A 17695-nucleotide genomic window follows, 5' to 3' on the forward strand; every position below is an offset into this window, starting at 1 on the left:
ACTGTTTGTTGCCGCATTTCTCCCGATGGTAGAACACAAGATAAGTTTCGCTGAACGTTCGTTAAAGGCAGAAATGGCTGCCTTTTTCAACGTCCGTTCGGTTTTATCGTTCGCAGTTCAATGTCTTGTTATTATAGCGCTTTTTCTTTTTGTTCGTTGGATTACCCATAATACGATAATCAACCTGCGTGCGTCCGGAATCGCTTCCGGTTTTGATTTTCTGGATAAACGTGCGGGATTTAACCAGCCTTCGAGTATTATTCAATATGATGACAATGACACAAACGGCGAGGTCATTCTGGCAAGCCTTGTCAATCTGGTTTTTATCTCTGTTATCAGCCTTATAACAGCTACCTTAATCGGGCTTTTTATCGGAATAGGGCGGTTGTCGAATAATTGGCTCATTGCCAAACTATCGCTTTGCTATGTCGAATTTTTCCGGAATATTCCTCCGCTTGTTCTTCTGTTTTTCTGGTCTATCGGCGTTATGCAAGTTTTGCCTCCAGCAAGACAAAGTCTCCATTGGGGGACGATCGCAATTAATATAAGAGGAATTTATCTTCCCCGTCCCGTCTGGGGTGAACATGTGAGATTATTCGTCGTATCCACGGTCATCTTGATAGCAATAGCCGGATTTTTATATCTCTATGCGCAAAGGATGATTAAAGAGACGGGTCGTACACGTGTCAAATGGTGGCATTGCGCCGTAATCGGTTTGTTGTGCCCGCTTGTTCTGTTTTTTATTTTTGCCTATCCCCATTCCTGGGAAATCCCCACTTTGAAAGGCTTCAACTTCAGCGGCGGATATTACATATCGCCTGAATTTTTGTCACTTTATCTTGCCTTGTCAATCTACACAGGTGCATTGATTGCCGAGACAATCCGCGCGGGAATTCAAGGTGTAGATAAAGGCATGTTTGAAGCAGGAGCCTCTTTGGGCTTTTCAAACAGTTTGATTATGCGCTTAATCGTTTTGCCATTGGCCTTACGCATTATTATTCCGCCACTAGCCAGTCAATATATGAATCTAGTAAAAAATACATCTCTAGGCGCGGCCGTCGGTTATTCGGAACTGATGATGGTTTCAAGCACCATTATGGAAAGAACCGGGCAATCCGTTGAACTTGCGGTTATCTGGATCGAAGTCTATCTCGGATTAAGCATCGTCGTGTCGTTGTTCATGAACTGGTTCAACCGGCATATGGCCTTGGTGGAGCGCTAGAATGATTGAGCGTTATGTCCAGACCAAGTTTATTCCGCCATCGCCCCCACCTGTGCTTGAGAGGGGGGTATGGCATTGGTTGCGTCAGAATCTCTTCTCCACCCCTTTAAATTGTGTGGTGAGTGTCACGCTCGTACTCGCAATTGTATACTTTGCTATCCCTCTCGTTAATTGGCTGATTATCAACGCCGTATGGAGCGGAAGCGACCGCAAGGCATGTACCACAAATACGCAAGGCGGATATATGCCGGACGGATGGAACGGTGCGTGTTGGGCGTTTGTCAAAGCGAATTTTTGGCAATTCATTTATGGTCGGTATCCTGACAGTGAACGTTGGCGCGTTAACGTGACGGCGTTAATTGTGATTGTGATAAATCTGCCGCTCCTTATTCCGGCTTGCCCATTTAAAATTATCAATGCTCTGATATCTCTGTTTGTGGTTCCGGTTATCGGCTATTTTTTTCTTTTTGGCGGGCATTTTGGTTTGCCGCTCGTTGAAACCCAATTATGGGGCGGACTGCTTGTCACTTTGACAATCGCCTATTGTAGCATCACGATATCCCTTCCTCTGGGCAGTTTGCTTGCACTCGGGCGACGTTCCCGAATGCCGGTTGTTCACCTCATATCAATGATTTTTATCGAAACCGTTCGCGGCATACCGCTTGTTGCGGTGTTGTTCATCGCGAGTGTCATGCTTCCGCTATTTTTGCCTCAGGACATGACATTTGATAAATTTCTACGTGCGTTGATCGGTGTTGCCCTCTTTACGTCAGCTTATATTGCAGAAGTTGTACGTGGCGGTTTACAGGCAATACCCCGCGGCCAATACGAAGCCGCGGAAGCACTCGGCCTCGGATATCTAAAAACAATGTTGCTTGTCATTCTACCACAAGCCTATAGCCTTGTTATACCGGGCATTATCAATGTGCTTATCGGTATGTTTAAAGAAACCAGTCTTGTTTACATCATCGGCATGTTCGATCTTTTGGGAATTGTTCGACAAGCAATCCAGCAAGCCCAATGGAGCACACCGCAAACACCCCTGACAGGCATGGTCTTTATTGGCATTGTTTTCTGGGTATTTTGTTTTGGCATGTCGCGTTATGCGCATTTTATAGAGAGACGCTTGAATTCTCCAAAAACCAATGGTGCGGAAGGATGAATATTTGAAAATGCATTCGGATAAGTTTGATGACCAATTGGAAGTCTCAATGCACCATGTCAATAAATGGTATGGCGGATTGCATGTGTTGCGCAACATCGAACTCGAAGTAAAGCCTAAAGAAAAAATCATTATATCCGGCCCTTCCGGTTCTGGAAAATCCACATTGATACGATGCATCAATGGTTTGGAACGGGCAGAAGAAGGCGAAATAACAGTAACAGGCATTCCACTTAGACACGGAATGTGGAGCTTGAATAAAATTCGCCGGAACGTCGGCATGGTTTTTCAACACTTCAATCTGTTTCCGCATCTGACGGTACTCGAAAACTGTGTGCTGGCACCTATCTGGGTAAAACATATTGGCCGTCGCAAGGCAGAAGAACAGGCAATGCATTATCTGGAACGCGTGAAGATTCCCGATCAGGCCCATAAGTATCCGGGGCAGCTTTCAGGAGGCCAGCAACAACGTGTTGCAATTGCCCGTTCACTCTGTATGGAGCCGCGCGTCATGTTGTTTGACGAGCCAACATCAGCATTGGATCCAGAGATGATCAAAGAGGTGCTGGATACGATGATTGATCTTGCCGAGAATGGCATGACAATGCTCTGCGTTACCCACGAAATGGGCTTCGCGAGACAAGTTGCCGATAGGGTTATTTTTATGGACGAGGGGCAAATTCTAGAGGTAGCACCACCGGATGAATTTTTTGATCATCCGGTGCATGAAAGAGCAAAGGCATTTTTAAGCCAGATTTTATGATGTTACTTAAGGTTATGTACCGCACGCGCTGCGTCATACCCATAAAGCCAATCAAGGCTTGCCATAAAGCTTTCTGACGAACGCATCTTCATAACCAGATTTCGGGCAACAGCAACGGGACCGGTCGCGTGATAGACAAAACTGTTAAATACGCCTCTCTTGTTCACAGCAGCGACACGCGGCGCACGAATATTGCTATATCGGCTCATGGCTTCAGAAAGGTACATGTCCTTGTCTGCCAACAGTTCGGAAAGGGCGGCTGAATCCTCGATTGCCATCGCCGCTCCCTGTGCTGCAAAAGGTAGAAATCCATGCGAAGCGTCGCCCACAAAAACACGTAAACCATTATCTGAAAAACGCTGCGGAAGCATTTGAAATAACGGCCAAAATGTCCATGTGTCGATGAGATTAAAAATGTTTCTTATAGCGGGATGCCAATCTTTAAAATGTTTTAAAAGATCTGCTTTATTCCCCTCGCGCGACCAGATTTCGCCCGGATTGTTTCCGTGCGTAATAGCAACGAAGTTGAAAGATTTGCCTGCTTTCAGTGGATAGGCAACGAGATGATTGTTTGGTCCCATCCATGCAACGACAGTTTTTATATCGGTAAAAGTCCGAATAAATTCCTTGGGAAGTGCGTCAACATCGATTGTGGCACGCCAAGCAATATAACCACTGAAACTCGCGTGGTCGTCAAGCGGCGGAAATTGTCTCAATTTCGACCACACACCATCACATCCGATGATGAGCGGTGTGACAAAGCCATGTTCCGAGCCCTGATGGTCGGTGTGAACTTCAGCTAGTTCCGGTGTTTCTTTCGAAACAGCAATTACTTTTTCATCAAATCGTATATCGATAAGAGAGTTTTGTTTTGCTTTTTCATAAAGCACATTTTGAAGATCAGCACGATGGATCGTGATATATGGTGCATGCCAGCGGCGTTCCGACACATCCTGAAGATCAACCTGCATCCGCGTTTTGGCAGAAAGTCCATCTCTCAATTCGAGAAAATGCGTCTTTACCCCGACTTCTACAAGGCGATCAAGGACACCCCATTTTTTTAACAATCGAGTAGCATTCGGCGCCAATTGAATACCGGCGCCTACTTCTTCGAGATGATCCCGACTTTCCAGAACAAGATTACTTATACCCTTATCGGATAATGCTAACGCCGAGCTTAATCCGGCGATTCCAGCCCCCACTATGATTGGTTTTTCGTGTTTTTGCCAATCCATAGCTATTCCTCGTATTTTAATGTTGATTAACTAGCGACCTTGATCGCGCTTTGCTCAGGGTCAAAACTGCAATTGGCCGGATTTGTTTCCATCTCCGAAAGTGATGGGTTATACCGGTACAACGTTGAACAATAAGAGCAAATCTTCTCGTTATCTGCACCCATATCAATAAATATATGAGGATGGTCAAAAGGCGGATTGGCTCCAACGCACATGAACTTCTTCACGCCGATTTCAATCATTTTATATCCGCCGTCATTTTGAAAATGAGGAATGTGATGATCAGCCATGTCAAAACTCCATGCCATAAGTAAATTTTCAAAGCGCAATATTGCACTACCATTGATAACGTCTTTTTCTATAGCCTAATTGATACCTGATAGCCAACATTTTGTGTCAAATGTCTGCGCGTTTCGATCACTTTAACATAACCTGATCTACTAAAAGTTGTGCAATTATGTCTTTCATCTGTTTTTGATGCTTTCCATCTCATATTGCTGCATCGCATTCGCGCTATTAATCGACGTATTATTAAAAGATATTGTCGATCTTCATGTCCAACCATTTATCGAGAGCGATTTCGTTTGCATTAATAAAAATGTATTGGGAGAGCGGGAAACTTGGTAAGCAGAAGATAATATGAATACAGGTAGCTACAAATCTTCACCACGAGCGAGAAAATCAGGCCCGACGGCACGCAACGCTTATCGATAAATTGTTATTTGATCTATTATTGTCGAAACCATAAGAACTGCAAGTGGTTCGAGACAAAGATAACGTTAACGTTCTTCTTGCTCGTTTGAGAACCTTGGAATTTTTCAAGGTTCACGAGGTTTGTAGCCCGTATCATTTAATGCGACGTTTGTGTCAGTCCGGATTTCGAACCAAAAATTCACTTATGGCAATCATGAAAAAGTAAAGCACTTATAATAGCGGAGATGAATAACCACAATTGCGATTGGAATTAAGAATTAATAAAAATTAATATACGAATTTCAATTACAGTTAATTTAATTTTTTTTGAATATAATCAGACTTCGTAAACCTTAGGCTTTAATGTATGAAATATGGAAATATCAGCAATCCGAATACGGATATAGGATTTGTCATTATTGTTTCGCCGTTGTAAACTTTCGATGATTACAGAATGATATGATTCAAAATTATTCCGTTCACAGCAGGGTGGTGTGGTCAAGTTGATTGCAGCATCAAGACATGAGAATGAAGGGAAAAGCAATATGGCTTTACGCACAAAAAGTTCGTCGAATTCAGAGGTTAAGCAGCCTAATGCTGACACAATCAATATGGAGACGCCGGAACGTTTTGTTAATCGGGAATTCTCGTGGCTGCAATTCAACAATCGTGTACTCATGGAAGCGGCTAATAAAAAACATCCACTTCTGGAACGTTTGCGCTTCCTATCGATATCAGCCACCAATCTTGACGAATTTTTTATGGTTCGTATCGCTGGTCTTGCAGGACAAGTCCGTGCAGGAATTGTGACTCGTAGTGCTGACGGACGTACCCCGCAGGAACAGCTTGATTTTGTGCTTGCCGAGGTCGCGCGATTACAAGCCAATCAGCAAACGGAACTCAGGGCTTTGCGACATGAACTCGAACAGGAAAAGATTGCGATCATTCGCCCTGACCGTTTGAGTGAAAATGAAAAGACTTGGCTCGAAAACCACTTTCTGGAAACAATTTTTCCTGTACTCACACCGCTTTCAATTGATCCTGCCCATCCATTTCCTTTCATTCCCAACTTAGGATTTTCGATCGCCCTTCATCTGTTGCGCCGCGCCGACCGTCAGCCGATGACGGCACTATTGAGGCTACCAACAGCTTTGAAACGTTTTACATTGTTACCGGACGAAGGGCACGGCTATCGCTTCATTTCGCTTGAGGATATCGTCAGTCTCTTTATCGGCAAGCTTTTTCCAGGTTATGAAATTAATGGCGCCGGTACATTTCGCATTATTCGCGATAGTGACATTGAAGTTGAAGAAGAAGCGGAAGACCTCGTTCGCCTCTTTGAAACAGCTCTGAAACGGAGGCGCCGCGGGCAGGTGATCCGCATTGAGTTTGATGCGGAAATGCCCGATGATTTACGTCAATTTGTTACAACGGAGCTTGGCGTGCCCGATAATCGGGTGAGCGTCCTTGATGGATTGCTGGCACTCAATATGATTTCCGAGATTGTTTCGATACCTCGTGAGGATTTGAAATTTGTTCCTTATAATCCTCGTTTTCCAGAAAGGATAAGGGAACACGCCGGAGACTGTTTCGCAGCAATCAGGGAAAAAGATATTGTTGTTCATCATCCTTACGAATCGTTTGATGTAGTCGTACAGTTTTTAAGACAAGCAGCTGCTGATCCGGATGTGTTGGCGATAAAACAGACGCTTTACAGAACATCGAATGATAGTCCGATCGTTCGCGCGTTAATCGACGCATCCGAAGCCGGAAAATCGGTTACGGCTTTGGTCGAACTTAAAGCCCGTTTTGATGAAGAAGCGAATATTCGCTGGGCAAGGGATCTGGAACGGGCAGGGGTGCAAGTTGTTTTTGGCTTTATCGAGTTAAAAACACATGCCAAGATGTCTCTGGTTGTGCGTCGCGAGGAAAACAGGTTGCGTTCCTATGTCCATCTTGGAACAGGAAATTACCATCCGATTACTGCCAAGATTTATACGGACCTCTCTTTCTTTACAACAGACGATGATATCGGACACGACGTTCAGCTTATTTTCAATTTTATTACCGGTTATGCACAGCCGGATGAACCGATGAAACTCGCATTTTCTCCTTTGACTTTGCGACGGCGTATTCTTGGACATATCGAGGATGAAATTGCGCATGCAAGAGAAGGAAAACCTGCAGCAATCTGGATGAAGATGAATTCTCTGGTGGACCCACAAATCATCGATGCATTGTATCGGGCAGGGCAAGCCGGTGTTCAGGTTGATCTTGTGGTTCGCGGCATTTGCTGCTTGCGTCCAGGTATTCCCGGTTTTTCGGAAAATATACGTGCAAAATCTATCGTTGGCCGTTTTCTGGAACACAGCCGTATTTTCTGTTTCGGCAATGGGGAAGATCTACCGAATGAAAATGCTATCGTTTATTTTGGCTCTGCCGATATGATGACGAGAAATCTCGACCGACGTGTCGAGACATTGGTACCGGTATTCAATAAAACCGTCCACCAGCAGATACTTTCCCAAATCATGTTGGCAAATATCATCGATAACCAACAAAGTTTCGAGATATTGAGCGACGGGACCTCGCGCCGCATCGTACCGCTTAAAGGCGAGAAGCCTTTCAATGCGCAGGAATATTTTATGACCAACCCCAGTCTTTCGGGACGTGGAAAATCGCTGCGGTCATCAGCTCCTCGTATTATTGCATTACGCCGCCAAAAGACTGATACAACAAGCACCGAAACAACGAAAAAAGACTGACACATAAATGGATAACTCTTTGGCTCAAGGCCGCTTGAAGGGCAGAAAACCGGTTGCTGTTATCGACATCGGCTCAAATTCGGTTCGTTTGGTTGTCTATGAGGGATTGGTTCGCTCGCCCACTGTGCTATTTAACGAGAAGATACTTTGCGGCCTTGGCAAAGGCGTAGCAAAAACGGGCTGCCTTGAAAACGAGTCGGTTGACATGGCATTAAGGACGTTGCGTCGGTTTCATGCAATTTGTGATCAAATCGGCGTTTCGGCGGTTCATACATTAGCAACGGCCGCATCGCGCGAAGCAAAAAATGGTCCTGCCTTCATTGATGAAGCTGAAAAAATCCTTAAGAACGAGGTGAGGGTTTTAACCGGTAAAGAAGAAGCCACATATTCGGCTTACGGGATTATCTCGACCTTTCATCACCCCGATGGGGTGGCGGGCGACCTCGGTGGAGGCAGTCTCGAATTGGTTGACATCCACGAAACGACTGTTGCTAATGATGGCATTACTTTGCCGCTTGGCGGTTTACGCCTTCAGGATATGTCTGATAACAACCTTTCAGAAGCCACGAAAATCGCTCGGAAATATCTTAAAAACAGCGAAATTCTGAGTAAAAACAAAGGTAGAAATTTTTACGCTGTTGGTGGTACGTGGCGCAACATTGCAAAACTCCATATAGCATTCAAGCACTATCCTCTCCCCGTGATGCACGGATATGAAGTGAAGGGCCCGGATATGGAATCCTTTCTTCACCGTATCACCAAAGGCGAGGTTGAACAGCTTAAAACTATTTCAACCATCTCCAAAAATCGTCGTCAGCTTCTCTCTTACGGCGCAACTGTTATGATAGAAGTATTGCGGTGTTTGATGCCGAAGAAAATCATATTTTCCGGCGCCGGAGTGCGTGAAGGTTTTTTGTTTTCTGAACTAACACCGAAATTGCGTGATGAAGATCCCCTGATTGCAGCATGTCAAGAAATGGCAACATTGCGTGCCCGCTCTCCGGCACAGGCTTATGACCTGATCGGTTTTACAAAAAATGCTTTTGACACCTTCGGCATTCAGGAAACTGAAGAGCAGAGGCGATATCGCGAGGCAGCCTGCCTGCTTGCCGACATAGGTTGGCGTTTCCACCCTGATTATCGCGGTGATCAATCTGCTAATCAGGTAGCGTTCGGACCTTATCCTGGAATATCACATGAAGGGCGCGTTTACGTAGCATTGTCAGTGTTCTACCGTAACGAGGGACTCTTTGTAGACGATGATGCGCCGGAAATCATAAAATTGGCTGACAAAGAAACAATCGGACGGGCGCGCTTTTTAGGTGGTCTTATGCGGGTAGCAAATCTTTTTTCTGCGTCCACTGCCGCTATCCTGCCTGATTTGATATGGAAAACTCAGGATAAGAAAATAGTTTTGACTGTACCTGCACGCCACGCTGATCTTATTGCCGAGCGGCCGATAGGACGTTTGCAACAACTTGGAAAAGCCACAAATAAAGATTTGAGCTATCTTGTCGTTTGATAATAACTGTTAGCTGTTTAATCCCGATTGCAAATGATAGGTTCATTTTTCTGGACAAATTGATTATTGTTGCAGGGGGAGAGGGATATTTCGTGAAATTCCGTTTCGATAAGCGGTTTACGCAAATGTTTTTATTCGAAAATTGTCCCCTCTATAAGAAAAACTTATATAATAATTATTTAGATTATTGGTATTATAAATATTATCCAGATACTAAAATAAAAATAAAGTTAATAAATATTTATAGTAATTAATTTTGGAATTTATAATTTTTAAAATGTGGCTGTGATCTACAATTTGTTTTTTATAAATAATAGTTATAGATAACTTGAAATCGGTTAATTCTTACCGAACTTCTCCGAGCCAAAGCTGGACTGGTGAACAAGACAATTATTAATTATTAAAAATAATAGCAGCGTGTCGCTTGGCATTGGTCACGTGGTTGAAAGGTATCCGCTCGAATTTCCCCCTAATCGTCTGATAGTGATGCAGAACTGATATTTTTACCTTTGCGAGCGAGATAATTATAGAGCCGCTTGATATTCGGCAATTGACAAAGACCATTGCCTTTTTCAGCTACGGCTGCTGTTCCACAGGCGGTTGCCAATCGGAAAGCATCTTCAGCTTCCCATCCGGAAGCCAAGCCATGAACCATACCAGCTACAAAGCTGTCGCCCGCACCGGACGCACTGATAACACGCACATGGGGGGAGGGAAGATAAAGTGTCTTATCCTTGGTAGCCAAAACTGCCCCCTGATGTCCTAGCGTAACGGTAATGATTTCAGACGCACCTTTGATGCAATATTCTTGTGCAGCTTTGGCAATATCGTCAGTCAGATTGTATGTTTTTCCGGTAACGGCCTCAAATTCACCCTGACTTGGCTTTACCAGTGTCAAACCGCCTTTATCAAGGACGTGCTTGAGGGCATCACCCGACGTGTCAATGACGATACGTGCATTTCGCTTTTTTGCAATGTTGATCAATAAATCGTATACATCGATTGGAACGTTTCGTGGAAGGCTGCCGCTTACAACAATCCAATCCCACTCGAGTTTTTCAGTTTCTTTGACGACGGCTTTCCATTCCGTCTCTTGCATGATCGGCCCTTCGGCGATGAAGCGATATTCCATGCCGGAAGCTCTTTCGTGAATAACGTTATTGACGCGGGTGTTGCCGGAAATAGCAATTTTAATGCACTGAATGCCGCGATCATCCATAAGATGATTTAGAACATTACCCATAATACCGCCGCTCGCGTAAAGCGCTTTAACATCTCCACCAAGGCGATGAATAACGCGGGCAACGTTGATGCCGCCACCACCAGGATGAAAGCTTTCATCAGATGTTCTAATTTTGTGGGTTGGACGCACAACCTCTGCTTCACTGGCTGCATCAACAGTGGGATTGAATGTTACTGTAAGGACTTTTTCCATCATCTGCCTCTGCATATAAAGCGTATATGTTTTAAAAATATAGACAGGTTAAGTTGATTATTTCTTTATGGCTAGATTTCTTTTGTCAATATCTTACCGTTCTGAAAGTAAAACCCCAAATGGCCATCCAACATCTTTTGAGCTTTCTTCCCAAATATATCATACCGCCATCCTTCCATTGCCGGAAGGGCGACCAAATTTTCCTGCTTCGCAATTTTTTCCAGATCATCGTTATTTGCTATAATACGGGGTGCAATATTTTCTTCATCGGCAACAAGTTTCAAAAGAACACGTAAGAGTTCGATTGCTGCTGCGGTTCCGTTAGCGAGCGCTACATGTTTATGTATCGGTGGTAAATTGTTTGTATCCACTGAAAGACCTACCTGCACCGCGTTCAACAATTCACTAGCGCTGCTGGAACGCTCCCAACCTTTGGGGATACTGCGCAATCGCGCAAGCGCCATTTCATTCTTCGGTTGTTGAGTTGCAATTTCGATAAGGCATTCATCCTTCAGAACGCGCCCGCGTGGAACATTGCGATTCTTTGCTTCCTGTTCTCGCCAAGCTGCTATCTGTTGAAGAACTGCGAGTTCGCGTGGCTTACGAATACGTCCTTTGATCCTTTTCCAGGCTTCGTCATTGGGCATAATGTAGGTTTTTGGTGATGTGAGAACTGACATCTCGTCATCAATCCAATGGGTTCTACCGTTTTTCTCAAGTTGTTTCTTAAGATATTTATAAACATCCCGTAAGTGGGTTACATCAGCCAATGCATATGACAATTGTTTGTCGTTAAGTGGCCGGCGGCTCCAATCGGTATAACGGGAGGATTTATCAATATGCTCACCCGTAATGCGTTCCACAATTTGTTCATAAGAAACGCTTTCACCAAAACCGCAAACAGAACCGGCAACTTGGGTGTCAAACAACGGCACAGGAATAACTTTTCCGAGTTTATATATGATTTCGACGTCTTGTCTTGCAGCATGGAAAACTTTGACGACGTTTTCATTTTTCATCAATTCGAACAACGAAGTTAAATCGATATCGTTGGAAAGCGGGTCAACGACTACGGCGATATCAGGTGAAGCCAACTGAATCAGGCATAGCTGTGGCCAGTAAGTTGATTCACGCATAAATTCGGTATCAACCGTTACGAAATCCGATTTAACAAGCGTTGAAATAACGTCTTCGAGAACAGAGGTAGTGGTAATAACTTTCATATCCAAGGCTATAACTTAATATATATGATTTGTCTTTTGCTATATTTTTTCATACACAATCCTTCCATAGCTTGACAAATGTGCGGCAAAATGCGCTTTTGCCCACAAGTTGATTATTTCAGAATGCGTGAAACAAAAAGGCAAGACTATGCATCGTTATCGCAGTCATAACTGTGCCGCTCTTCGTAAGAGCGATGTTAAATCAAAAGTTCGACTCTCCGGATGGGTTAATCGCGTCCGTGACCATGGTGGAATATTGTTCATCGATTTGCGTGATAATTACGGCATAACACAAATCGTCGCCGACCCGGATTCGCCGGCTTTCAAAATCGCCGAAATGGTACGAAGTGAATGGGTTTTGCGGGTTGATGGTGAGGTCCGGGCACGTTCCGATGACACCATCAATACCAATCTTCCGACCGGAGAAGTCGAGGTATTCGCCAACGAAATCGAAATTCTGTCGAAATCGGACGAGTTGCCTTTGCCAGTTTTTGGTGAACCCGATTACCCTGAAGATATTCGCTTGAAATATCGTTTTCTGGATTTGCGCCGCGAAACTTTGCACAAAAATATTTTGCAGAGGACGAAAATCATTGCAGCTATCCGTCGTCGTATGCAAGAAGCCGCATTCACCGAGTTTTCGACACCAATTCTGACAGCTTCATCACCGGAAGGTGCGCGAGACTTTTTGGTGCCGAGTCGCATCCATCCAGGAAAGTTCTACGCTTTGCCGCAAGCGCCTCAGCAATATAAACAGCTTTTGATGATGTCGGGTTTCGATCGTTATTTTCAGATTGCCCCATGTTTTCGCGATGAAGATCCTCGTGCCGACCGGCTTCCGGGGGAATTCTATCAACTCGATATGGAAATGAGCTTCGTCGAGCAGGAAGACATCTTGCAAATTATGGAACCGATCATCCGTGGTATCTTCGAAGAGTTTTCCAATGGTAAACCGGTAACACAAAAATTTCCGCGTATTCCATATAACGAAGCAATGAGAAAATACGGTTCGGATAAACCGGACTTACGCAATCCCATTGTCATGGACGAGGTAAGCGACCATTTCCGCGGTTCAGGATTCAAGGTATTCGCAAATATATTGGAGAGTGATGCCAAAGCAGAAGTCTGGGGTATACCTGTCAAAAACGGTGGTAGTCGTGCGTTCTGCGACCGTATGAATTCATGGGCCCAAGGCGAAGGCCAACCGGGACTGGGCTATATCTTTTGGCGTAGAGAGGGTGACAAAATTCAAGGAGCTGGCCCGATTGCAAAAAATATCGGACCCGAGCGCACCGAAGCACTACGCAACCAACTAAAACTTGCTGATGGTGACGCCTGTTTCTTCGTAGCTGGCGACCCGCGTAAATTTGCACTTTTTGCAGGAGCCGCGAGGACACGGGCAGGCGAAGAACTTAATCTTGTCGACCGCGATCAATTTTCGCTGGCCTGGATTGTTGACTTCCCGTTTTTTGAATGGAACGAGGACGAAAAGCACATCGAATTTTCTCATAATCCTTTCTCTATGCCTCAGGGTGGCAAAAAAGCTTTGGATAGTGAAGAGCCGTTAAATATCAAAGCTTATCAATATGATGTCGTCTGCAACGGTTTCGAGCTTGGATCAGGCGGCATCCGTAACCATTCACCCGAGACTATGGTACGGGCTTTCGAGATTGCCGGTTTGTCGAAAGAAACTGTTGAAGAGCGTTTTGGTGCACTCTATCGGGCTTTCCACTATGGCGCACCGCCGCACGGTGGCATGGCTTGCGGGATTGATCGTATGGTCATGTTGCTTCTTGGTGTGAAGAACCTGCGCGAAATTTCGCTTTTCCCGATGAATCAACAGGCTCTTGATCTTCTGATGGGAGCCCCATCGGAAGTGACTGCAGCACAACTAAGCGAACTATCACTTCGTATTGCACCGTTAAAAAAGAACAATTGAATAAAAGCAGATAAACAAAAAACCCGGCTACGGCCGGGTTTTTCATAACGAGCGTTATTATTTATTTGCTTCCACTTTGACTTTTAACAAGTCGATCAATTTTGCGGCAGAAATGCTTCCTGTGGCATAAAGCACAGTTATAGGAATTGTTTTTCCCGGCGTTGCACTAACGGTTAGCGATTTTGGATTATCGAGGAAATTTCCTATTTGTTCAGAGGTGTTTTTGACGAATTCCGGATCCTCAATTTTAGCGCCGATCAGCGGCAGCGTAGCCTTGAGTTGGGTTATAAAGTCTTCGCGCGTTACACCATTTTGTTTTGCATAATAGTCGAGGATCCTATTGGTCAGGGAATTATCATCATAACGTATAGAAACATCGCCAAATTTTAACTGTTGGACAATTCCCAAAACACTCAACATTTCGGCTGTCGTCTCGTCAGTGTTGTTCGAGCCATTCAATTGCTTCAAAACGCCGAGATTATTGACTAAATCTTCCGTAAGTCCATCGACATTTGTGCTGATCGCAAGTTTTCCGCCGTTATCAATGGTAATCTCGTTGCGGTCGCCAACATATTTACCGCTTTCGATATCCCAGTTGGCATGAAAATTCAAAGAACCGGACAGTTTGTCATAGCCAATATCGGTTAGCCATTTCGACGCCGCAGGAATGCCGGTCTTATTTGGCTCGTAACTGACAGATTTTATGCTGCCTGTGATGTCTACGCTTTTTGTGCCGGCTTTTAAAAGATACACCATCTTTAGATCTTCAGCATTGAAGAATGTCTGGTCAACGCCCGTCAAATAAACCCGATCTATTGTTGCACTCTCATAGGGAAAATGAACAAATAGGGGGTTAGCATCTTTATTCGGTGCAAGCCTGATTTTATCTATCGAGATGTCTTGCAAATTCGTCGTAACACCTGAATTCGTGCTTTTAAGCAGAGGGATGGAAACTTTTTCCGCAAAATAAGTGCCATCCTGACCTTCCGTTACATTTTTAAAACGAAGGTTGTCAATTTTGTCAAAAACCAACGTTTCGTCAGGCTTATTACCGTCCTCCTGTTCTTGAGATGGTTCATCTGAAGAAGACTGTTTTGCCCGCTTTCCGGTGCTGTCCAAGCCTTGAATTTTTATCGTTACATCTCGCAACACAATGTCATTGCCGTCAGCTTCACTGCGAGAGGCAGAAATTGCAAATTCGGTGGTTTTTATACGGTCTTGTAAACGAGAATTGAATGCATTCGGATCAACTGCCCACGAGTTTAGGTGAACCGTTGTTGCAGCAAAAAAAGTGCAAGTTGTAAGTATTAATGCTCTTTTGAATTGTCTCATTGGAAGATACCTTCTCTCGTCGGACGCCTTGAGGATTAGTCCTGTCTAAGTTTAATTGCTATCACAGTTAAATAAAAGCGAAAACAGGTCCATGACTTGCGGTAGATTCAACGAATTGCTATTCGATAATCATGCCAAGTAAAGTGATTCGATTATCCGAAAAAGATCATGTTGAGCCGATAGAACTGCGTTCTGCTTTGCAAGAGCGCTACTTGGCTTATGCACTGTCGACGATTATGGATCGTGCGCTCCCCGACGTTCGTGATGGATTAAAACCGGTGCATCGGCGCATCCTTCATGCAATGCGATTGTTGAAGCTCAATCCGGATCAAGCTTATGCAAAATGCGCGCGTATTGTCGGCGATGTCATGGGCAAGTTCCACCCACATGGTGATTCGTCTATTTATGACGCACTTGTGCGCTTGGCTCAGGATTTTGCAGTTCGCTATCCTCTAGTAGACGGGCAGGGTAATTTCGGAAATATCGACGGCGATAATGCAGCTGCAATGCGTTACACAGAAGCGCGCATGACAGCGGTCGCAACGTTGCTGCTTGATGGTATAAACGAAAATGCAGTGGATTTTCGTCCTACTTATAATGAAGAGGATGAGGAACCGGTCGTATTACCATCCGCTTTTCCAAATCTTCTTGCTAACGGTTCATCGGGCATAGCTGTCGGAATGGCCACGTCCATTCCACCCCATAATGTTGCCGAGCTTTGCGACGCTGCGACATATTTGATTGCGCATCCCGATGCGACAAACGATGATCTCGTCAAATATGTACGGGGTCCCGATTTTCCTACGGGAGGAATTCTCGTCGAGCCAGCTGAAAGCATTCGTGAATCTTACCGGACCGGACGGGGTACATTTCGCTTGCGGGCGCGCTGGCACAAGGAAGAGGGGAGCCGCGGCACATATTCTATCGTTGTTACCGAAATTCCGTATCAGGTACAAAAATCGCGGCTTATCGAAAAGACTGCAGAGCTTTTGCTTGCCCGTCGCCTACCAATGCTCGACGACATACGTGACGAATCGACAAAAGATATCCGCATTGTTTTGGAGCCGAAAACAAGAACTGTCGACCCGGAATTGTTGATGGAATCGATCTTCAAGTTGACAGATTTCGAAGTGCGCGTGCCACTCAATCTGAATGTTCTAACTCTCGGGAAAATTCCAAATGTCCTCTCTTTGGGGCAGGCATTACAGCAATGGCTGGATCATCGCAAAGACGTTCTCGTACGCCGTTCAAAATATCGACTCGGGGAAATAACACGCCGTCTCGAGATTTTAGAGGGGTATCTCATCGCATATCTCAATCTGGATGAAGTTATCCGGATTATTCGGGAAGAGGATGAACCGAAGAACCAATTGATGACAAGCTTCTCACTGACGGAAAATCAGGCCGAAGCAATCCTCAATATGAGATTGCGCTCGTTACGTCGGCTTGAAGAAATGGAAATCCGAAAAGAATTTGACGCGTTGAAAGCCGAAGAAGCCGAGCTTGATGCTCTTTTGCAATCGAATACAAAGCAATGGAAAGCGATAGCCGGCGAAATTGCCAAGGTCAAAAAAATCTTTGGTCCTGACACACCTTTAGGTAAACGGCGCACCACATTCGAGGATGCTCCCGATCATGACATTAAAGATATAGAACAGGCAATGATCGAGAAAGAGCCGGTAACGATTGTTATTTCCGAAAAAGGCTGGCTAAGAGCATTAAAGGGGCATCTGACAGATTATTCCACCCTTACATTCAAGGAAGATGACAGGTTAAAAATCGCATTTCCTGCGATGACAACGGATAAAATCATTGTCCTGACTACTGGTGGGAAATTTTTTACCATAGGCGCCAATTCATTACCAGGTGGAAGGGGACATGGTGAACCGATCCGTATTTTGGTCGATATGGGTAATGACGAAGATATTTTGACGGCATTTGTTCATGTGCCGGATCGAAAGTTATTGCTTATTTCTTACCACGCGAACGGTTTTATCGTCTCTGAGAACGATGTCATTGGAACGACGCGCAAGGGCAAGCAGGTGATGAATGTAAAATTGCCCGACGAAGCAAAAATATGCCTGCCGGTTGAAGGAGATCATCTCGCCATAGTTGGCGAGAATAGAAAAATGCTTATCTTCCCTCTCGAACAGATATCGGAAATGACACGTGGCAAGGGAGTTCGTTTGCAACGCTACAAGGATGGTGGAGTGAGCGATGCGGTTACCTTTAAATTGGAAGAAGGACTCACTTGGCATGATACGGCTGATCGAACATATAGCCGTAGCGCATCAGAATTGATTGAATGGCAAGGAACACGCGCCGGAGCAGGGCGGATGGTACCAAAGGGCTTTCCGAGATCCGGCAAATTTTCGGGCTAATCCGGATATTATTCCAAGCGCCC

The 17695-nt window shown here is 44.8% G+C and carries 12 protein-coding genes; 7 read left to right on the top strand and 5 right to left on the bottom strand.

The genetic code is table 11. The features are described 5' to 3' along the window. Positions 1-25: 25 nt before the first annotated feature. The 3 genes from H3V12_RS02940 to H3V12_RS02950 are packed head-to-tail and all read left to right on the top strand — an operon-like array spanning position 26 to position 3147. A complete protein-coding gene (locus tag H3V12_RS02940) occupies positions 26-1222 on the top strand; it encodes an ABC transporter permease subunit (RefSeq protein ID WP_246785129.1) in 1197 nt (398 codons plus the stop codon). Between the two features lies 1 nt (position 1223). Beyond that, positions 1224-2384 carry an amino acid ABC transporter permease gene (locus H3V12_RS02945; protein WP_198212686.1) on the top strand — a complete coding sequence of 387 codons (1161 nt, stop codon included), beginning with the start codon at positions 1224-1226 and terminating at the stop codon, positions 2382-2384. Between the two features lie 10 nt (positions 2385-2394). Beyond that, positions 2395-3147 (top strand): amino acid ABC transporter ATP-binding protein, encoded by a 753-nt coding sequence (locus tag H3V12_RS02950; protein ID WP_198212688.1) that lies wholly within the window; start codon positions 2395-2397, stop codon positions 3145-3147. Positions 3148-3149: 2 nt separating this feature from the next. On the opposite strand, the gene H3V12_RS02955 is transcribed toward H3V12_RS02950, so the two are convergent. Continuing rightward, entirely contained in the window at positions 3150-4382 is a 1233-nt protein-coding gene (locus H3V12_RS02955) for an FAD-binding protein (protein ID WP_198212690.1), read from the bottom strand. A gap of 26 nt (positions 4383-4408) precedes the next feature. Further along, complete coding sequence (locus tag H3V12_RS02960; RefSeq protein ID WP_198212692.1) at positions 4409-4672, bottom strand: zinc-finger domain-containing protein; 264 nt, start codon at positions 4670-4672, stop codon at positions 4409-4411. A 948-nt stretch (positions 4673-5620) separates the two neighbouring features. On the opposite strand from H3V12_RS02960, the gene H3V12_RS02965 reads away from it, so the two are divergent. Next, positions 5621-7840 carry an RNA degradosome polyphosphate kinase gene (locus H3V12_RS02965; protein WP_075870653.1) on the top strand — a complete coding sequence of 740 codons (2220 nt, stop codon included), beginning with the start codon at positions 5621-5623 and terminating at the stop codon, positions 7838-7840. A 7-nt stretch (positions 7841-7847) separates the two neighbouring features. Further along, entirely contained in the window at positions 7848-9362 is a 1515-nt protein-coding gene (gene ppx, locus H3V12_RS02970) for an exopolyphosphatase (RefSeq protein ID WP_198212694.1), read from the top strand. A 469-nt stretch (positions 9363-9831) separates the two neighbouring features. On the opposite strand, the gene H3V12_RS02975 is transcribed toward ppx, so the two are convergent. Further along, positions 9832-10800, bottom strand: coding sequence for a 1-phosphofructokinase family hexose kinase (locus tag H3V12_RS02975; protein WP_179057534.1), 969 nt, complete (start codon positions 10798-10800; stop codon positions 9832-9834). Positions 10801-10868: 68 nt separating this feature from the next. Next, positions 10869-12020 carry a ribonuclease D gene (gene rnd, locus H3V12_RS02980; protein ID WP_075917109.1) on the bottom strand — a complete coding sequence of 384 codons (1152 nt, stop codon included), beginning with the start codon at positions 12018-12020 and terminating at the stop codon, positions 10869-10871. A 148-nt stretch (positions 12021-12168) separates the two neighbouring features. Between rnd and aspS the strand changes: the two genes are divergently transcribed. Then, a complete protein-coding gene (gene aspS / locus H3V12_RS02985) occupies positions 12169-13959 on the top strand; it encodes an aspartate--tRNA ligase (RefSeq protein WP_198212696.1) in 1791 nt (596 codons plus the stop codon). Positions 13960-14016: 57 nt separating this feature from the next. Here the strand turns inward: aspS and H3V12_RS02990 are convergent, their stop codons facing one another. Continuing rightward, entirely contained in the window at positions 14017-15291 is a 1275-nt protein-coding gene (locus H3V12_RS02990; RefSeq protein WP_198212698.1) for a hypothetical protein, read from the bottom strand. A 131-nt stretch (positions 15292-15422) separates the two neighbouring features. Here H3V12_RS02990 and parC point away from each other — a divergent pair, with 131 nt between their 5' ends. Continuing rightward, positions 15423-17672: a DNA topoisomerase IV subunit A gene (gene parC / locus H3V12_RS02995; protein ID WP_198212700.1), complete on the top strand. Its 2250-nt coding sequence runs from the start codon at positions 15423-15425 to the stop codon at positions 17670-17672. The last annotated feature ends 23 nt before the right edge of the window (positions 17673-17695 follow it).

The sequence above is a fragment of the Bartonella sp. W8167 genome, assembly GCF_016100335.1.
GTDB classification, from domain to species: Bacteria; Pseudomonadota; Alphaproteobacteria; order Rhizobiales; family Rhizobiaceae; genus Bartonella; species Bartonella apis.

Excerpts from the sequence above, each read along its gene's own strand:
- H3V12_RS02940 (WP_246785129.1), top strand. The coding sequence starts at position 26 with ATGGTAGAACACAAGATAAGTTTCGCTGAACGTTCGTTAAAGGCAGAA.
- H3V12_RS02945 (WP_198212686.1), top strand. The coding sequence starts at position 1,224 with ATGATTGAGCGTTATGTCCAGACCAAGTTTATTCCGCCATCGCCCCCA.
- H3V12_RS02950 (WP_198212688.1), top strand. The coding sequence starts at position 2,395 with ATGCATTCGGATAAGTTTGATGACCAATTGGAAGTCTCAATGCACCAT.
- H3V12_RS02955 (WP_198212690.1), bottom strand. The coding sequence starts at position 4,382 with ATGGATTGGCAAAAACACGAAAAACCAATCATAGTGGGGGCTGGAATC.
- H3V12_RS02960 (WP_198212692.1), bottom strand. The coding sequence starts at position 4,672 with ATGGCTGATCATCACATTCCTCATTTTCAAAATGACGGCGGATATAAA.
- H3V12_RS02965 (WP_075870653.1), top strand. The coding sequence starts at position 5,621 with ATGGCTTTACGCACAAAAAGTTCGTCGAATTCAGAGGTTAAGCAGCCT.
- ppx (WP_198212694.1), top strand. The coding sequence starts at position 7,848 with ATGGATAACTCTTTGGCTCAAGGCCGCTTGAAGGGCAGAAAACCGGTT.
- H3V12_RS02975 (WP_179057534.1), bottom strand. The coding sequence starts at position 10,800 with ATGATGGAAAAAGTCCTTACAGTAACATTCAATCCCACTGTTGATGCA.
- rnd (WP_075917109.1), bottom strand. The coding sequence starts at position 12,020 with ATGAAAGTTATTACCACTACCTCTGTTCTCGAAGACGTTATTTCAACG.
- aspS (WP_198212696.1), top strand. The coding sequence starts at position 12,169 with ATGCATCGTTATCGCAGTCATAACTGTGCCGCTCTTCGTAAGAGCGAT.
- H3V12_RS02990 (WP_198212698.1), bottom strand. The coding sequence starts at position 15,291 with ATGAGACAATTCAAAAGAGCATTAATACTTACAACTTGCACTTTTTTT.
- parC (WP_198212700.1), top strand. The coding sequence starts at position 15,423 with ATGCCAAGTAAAGTGATTCGATTATCCGAAAAAGATCATGTTGAGCCG.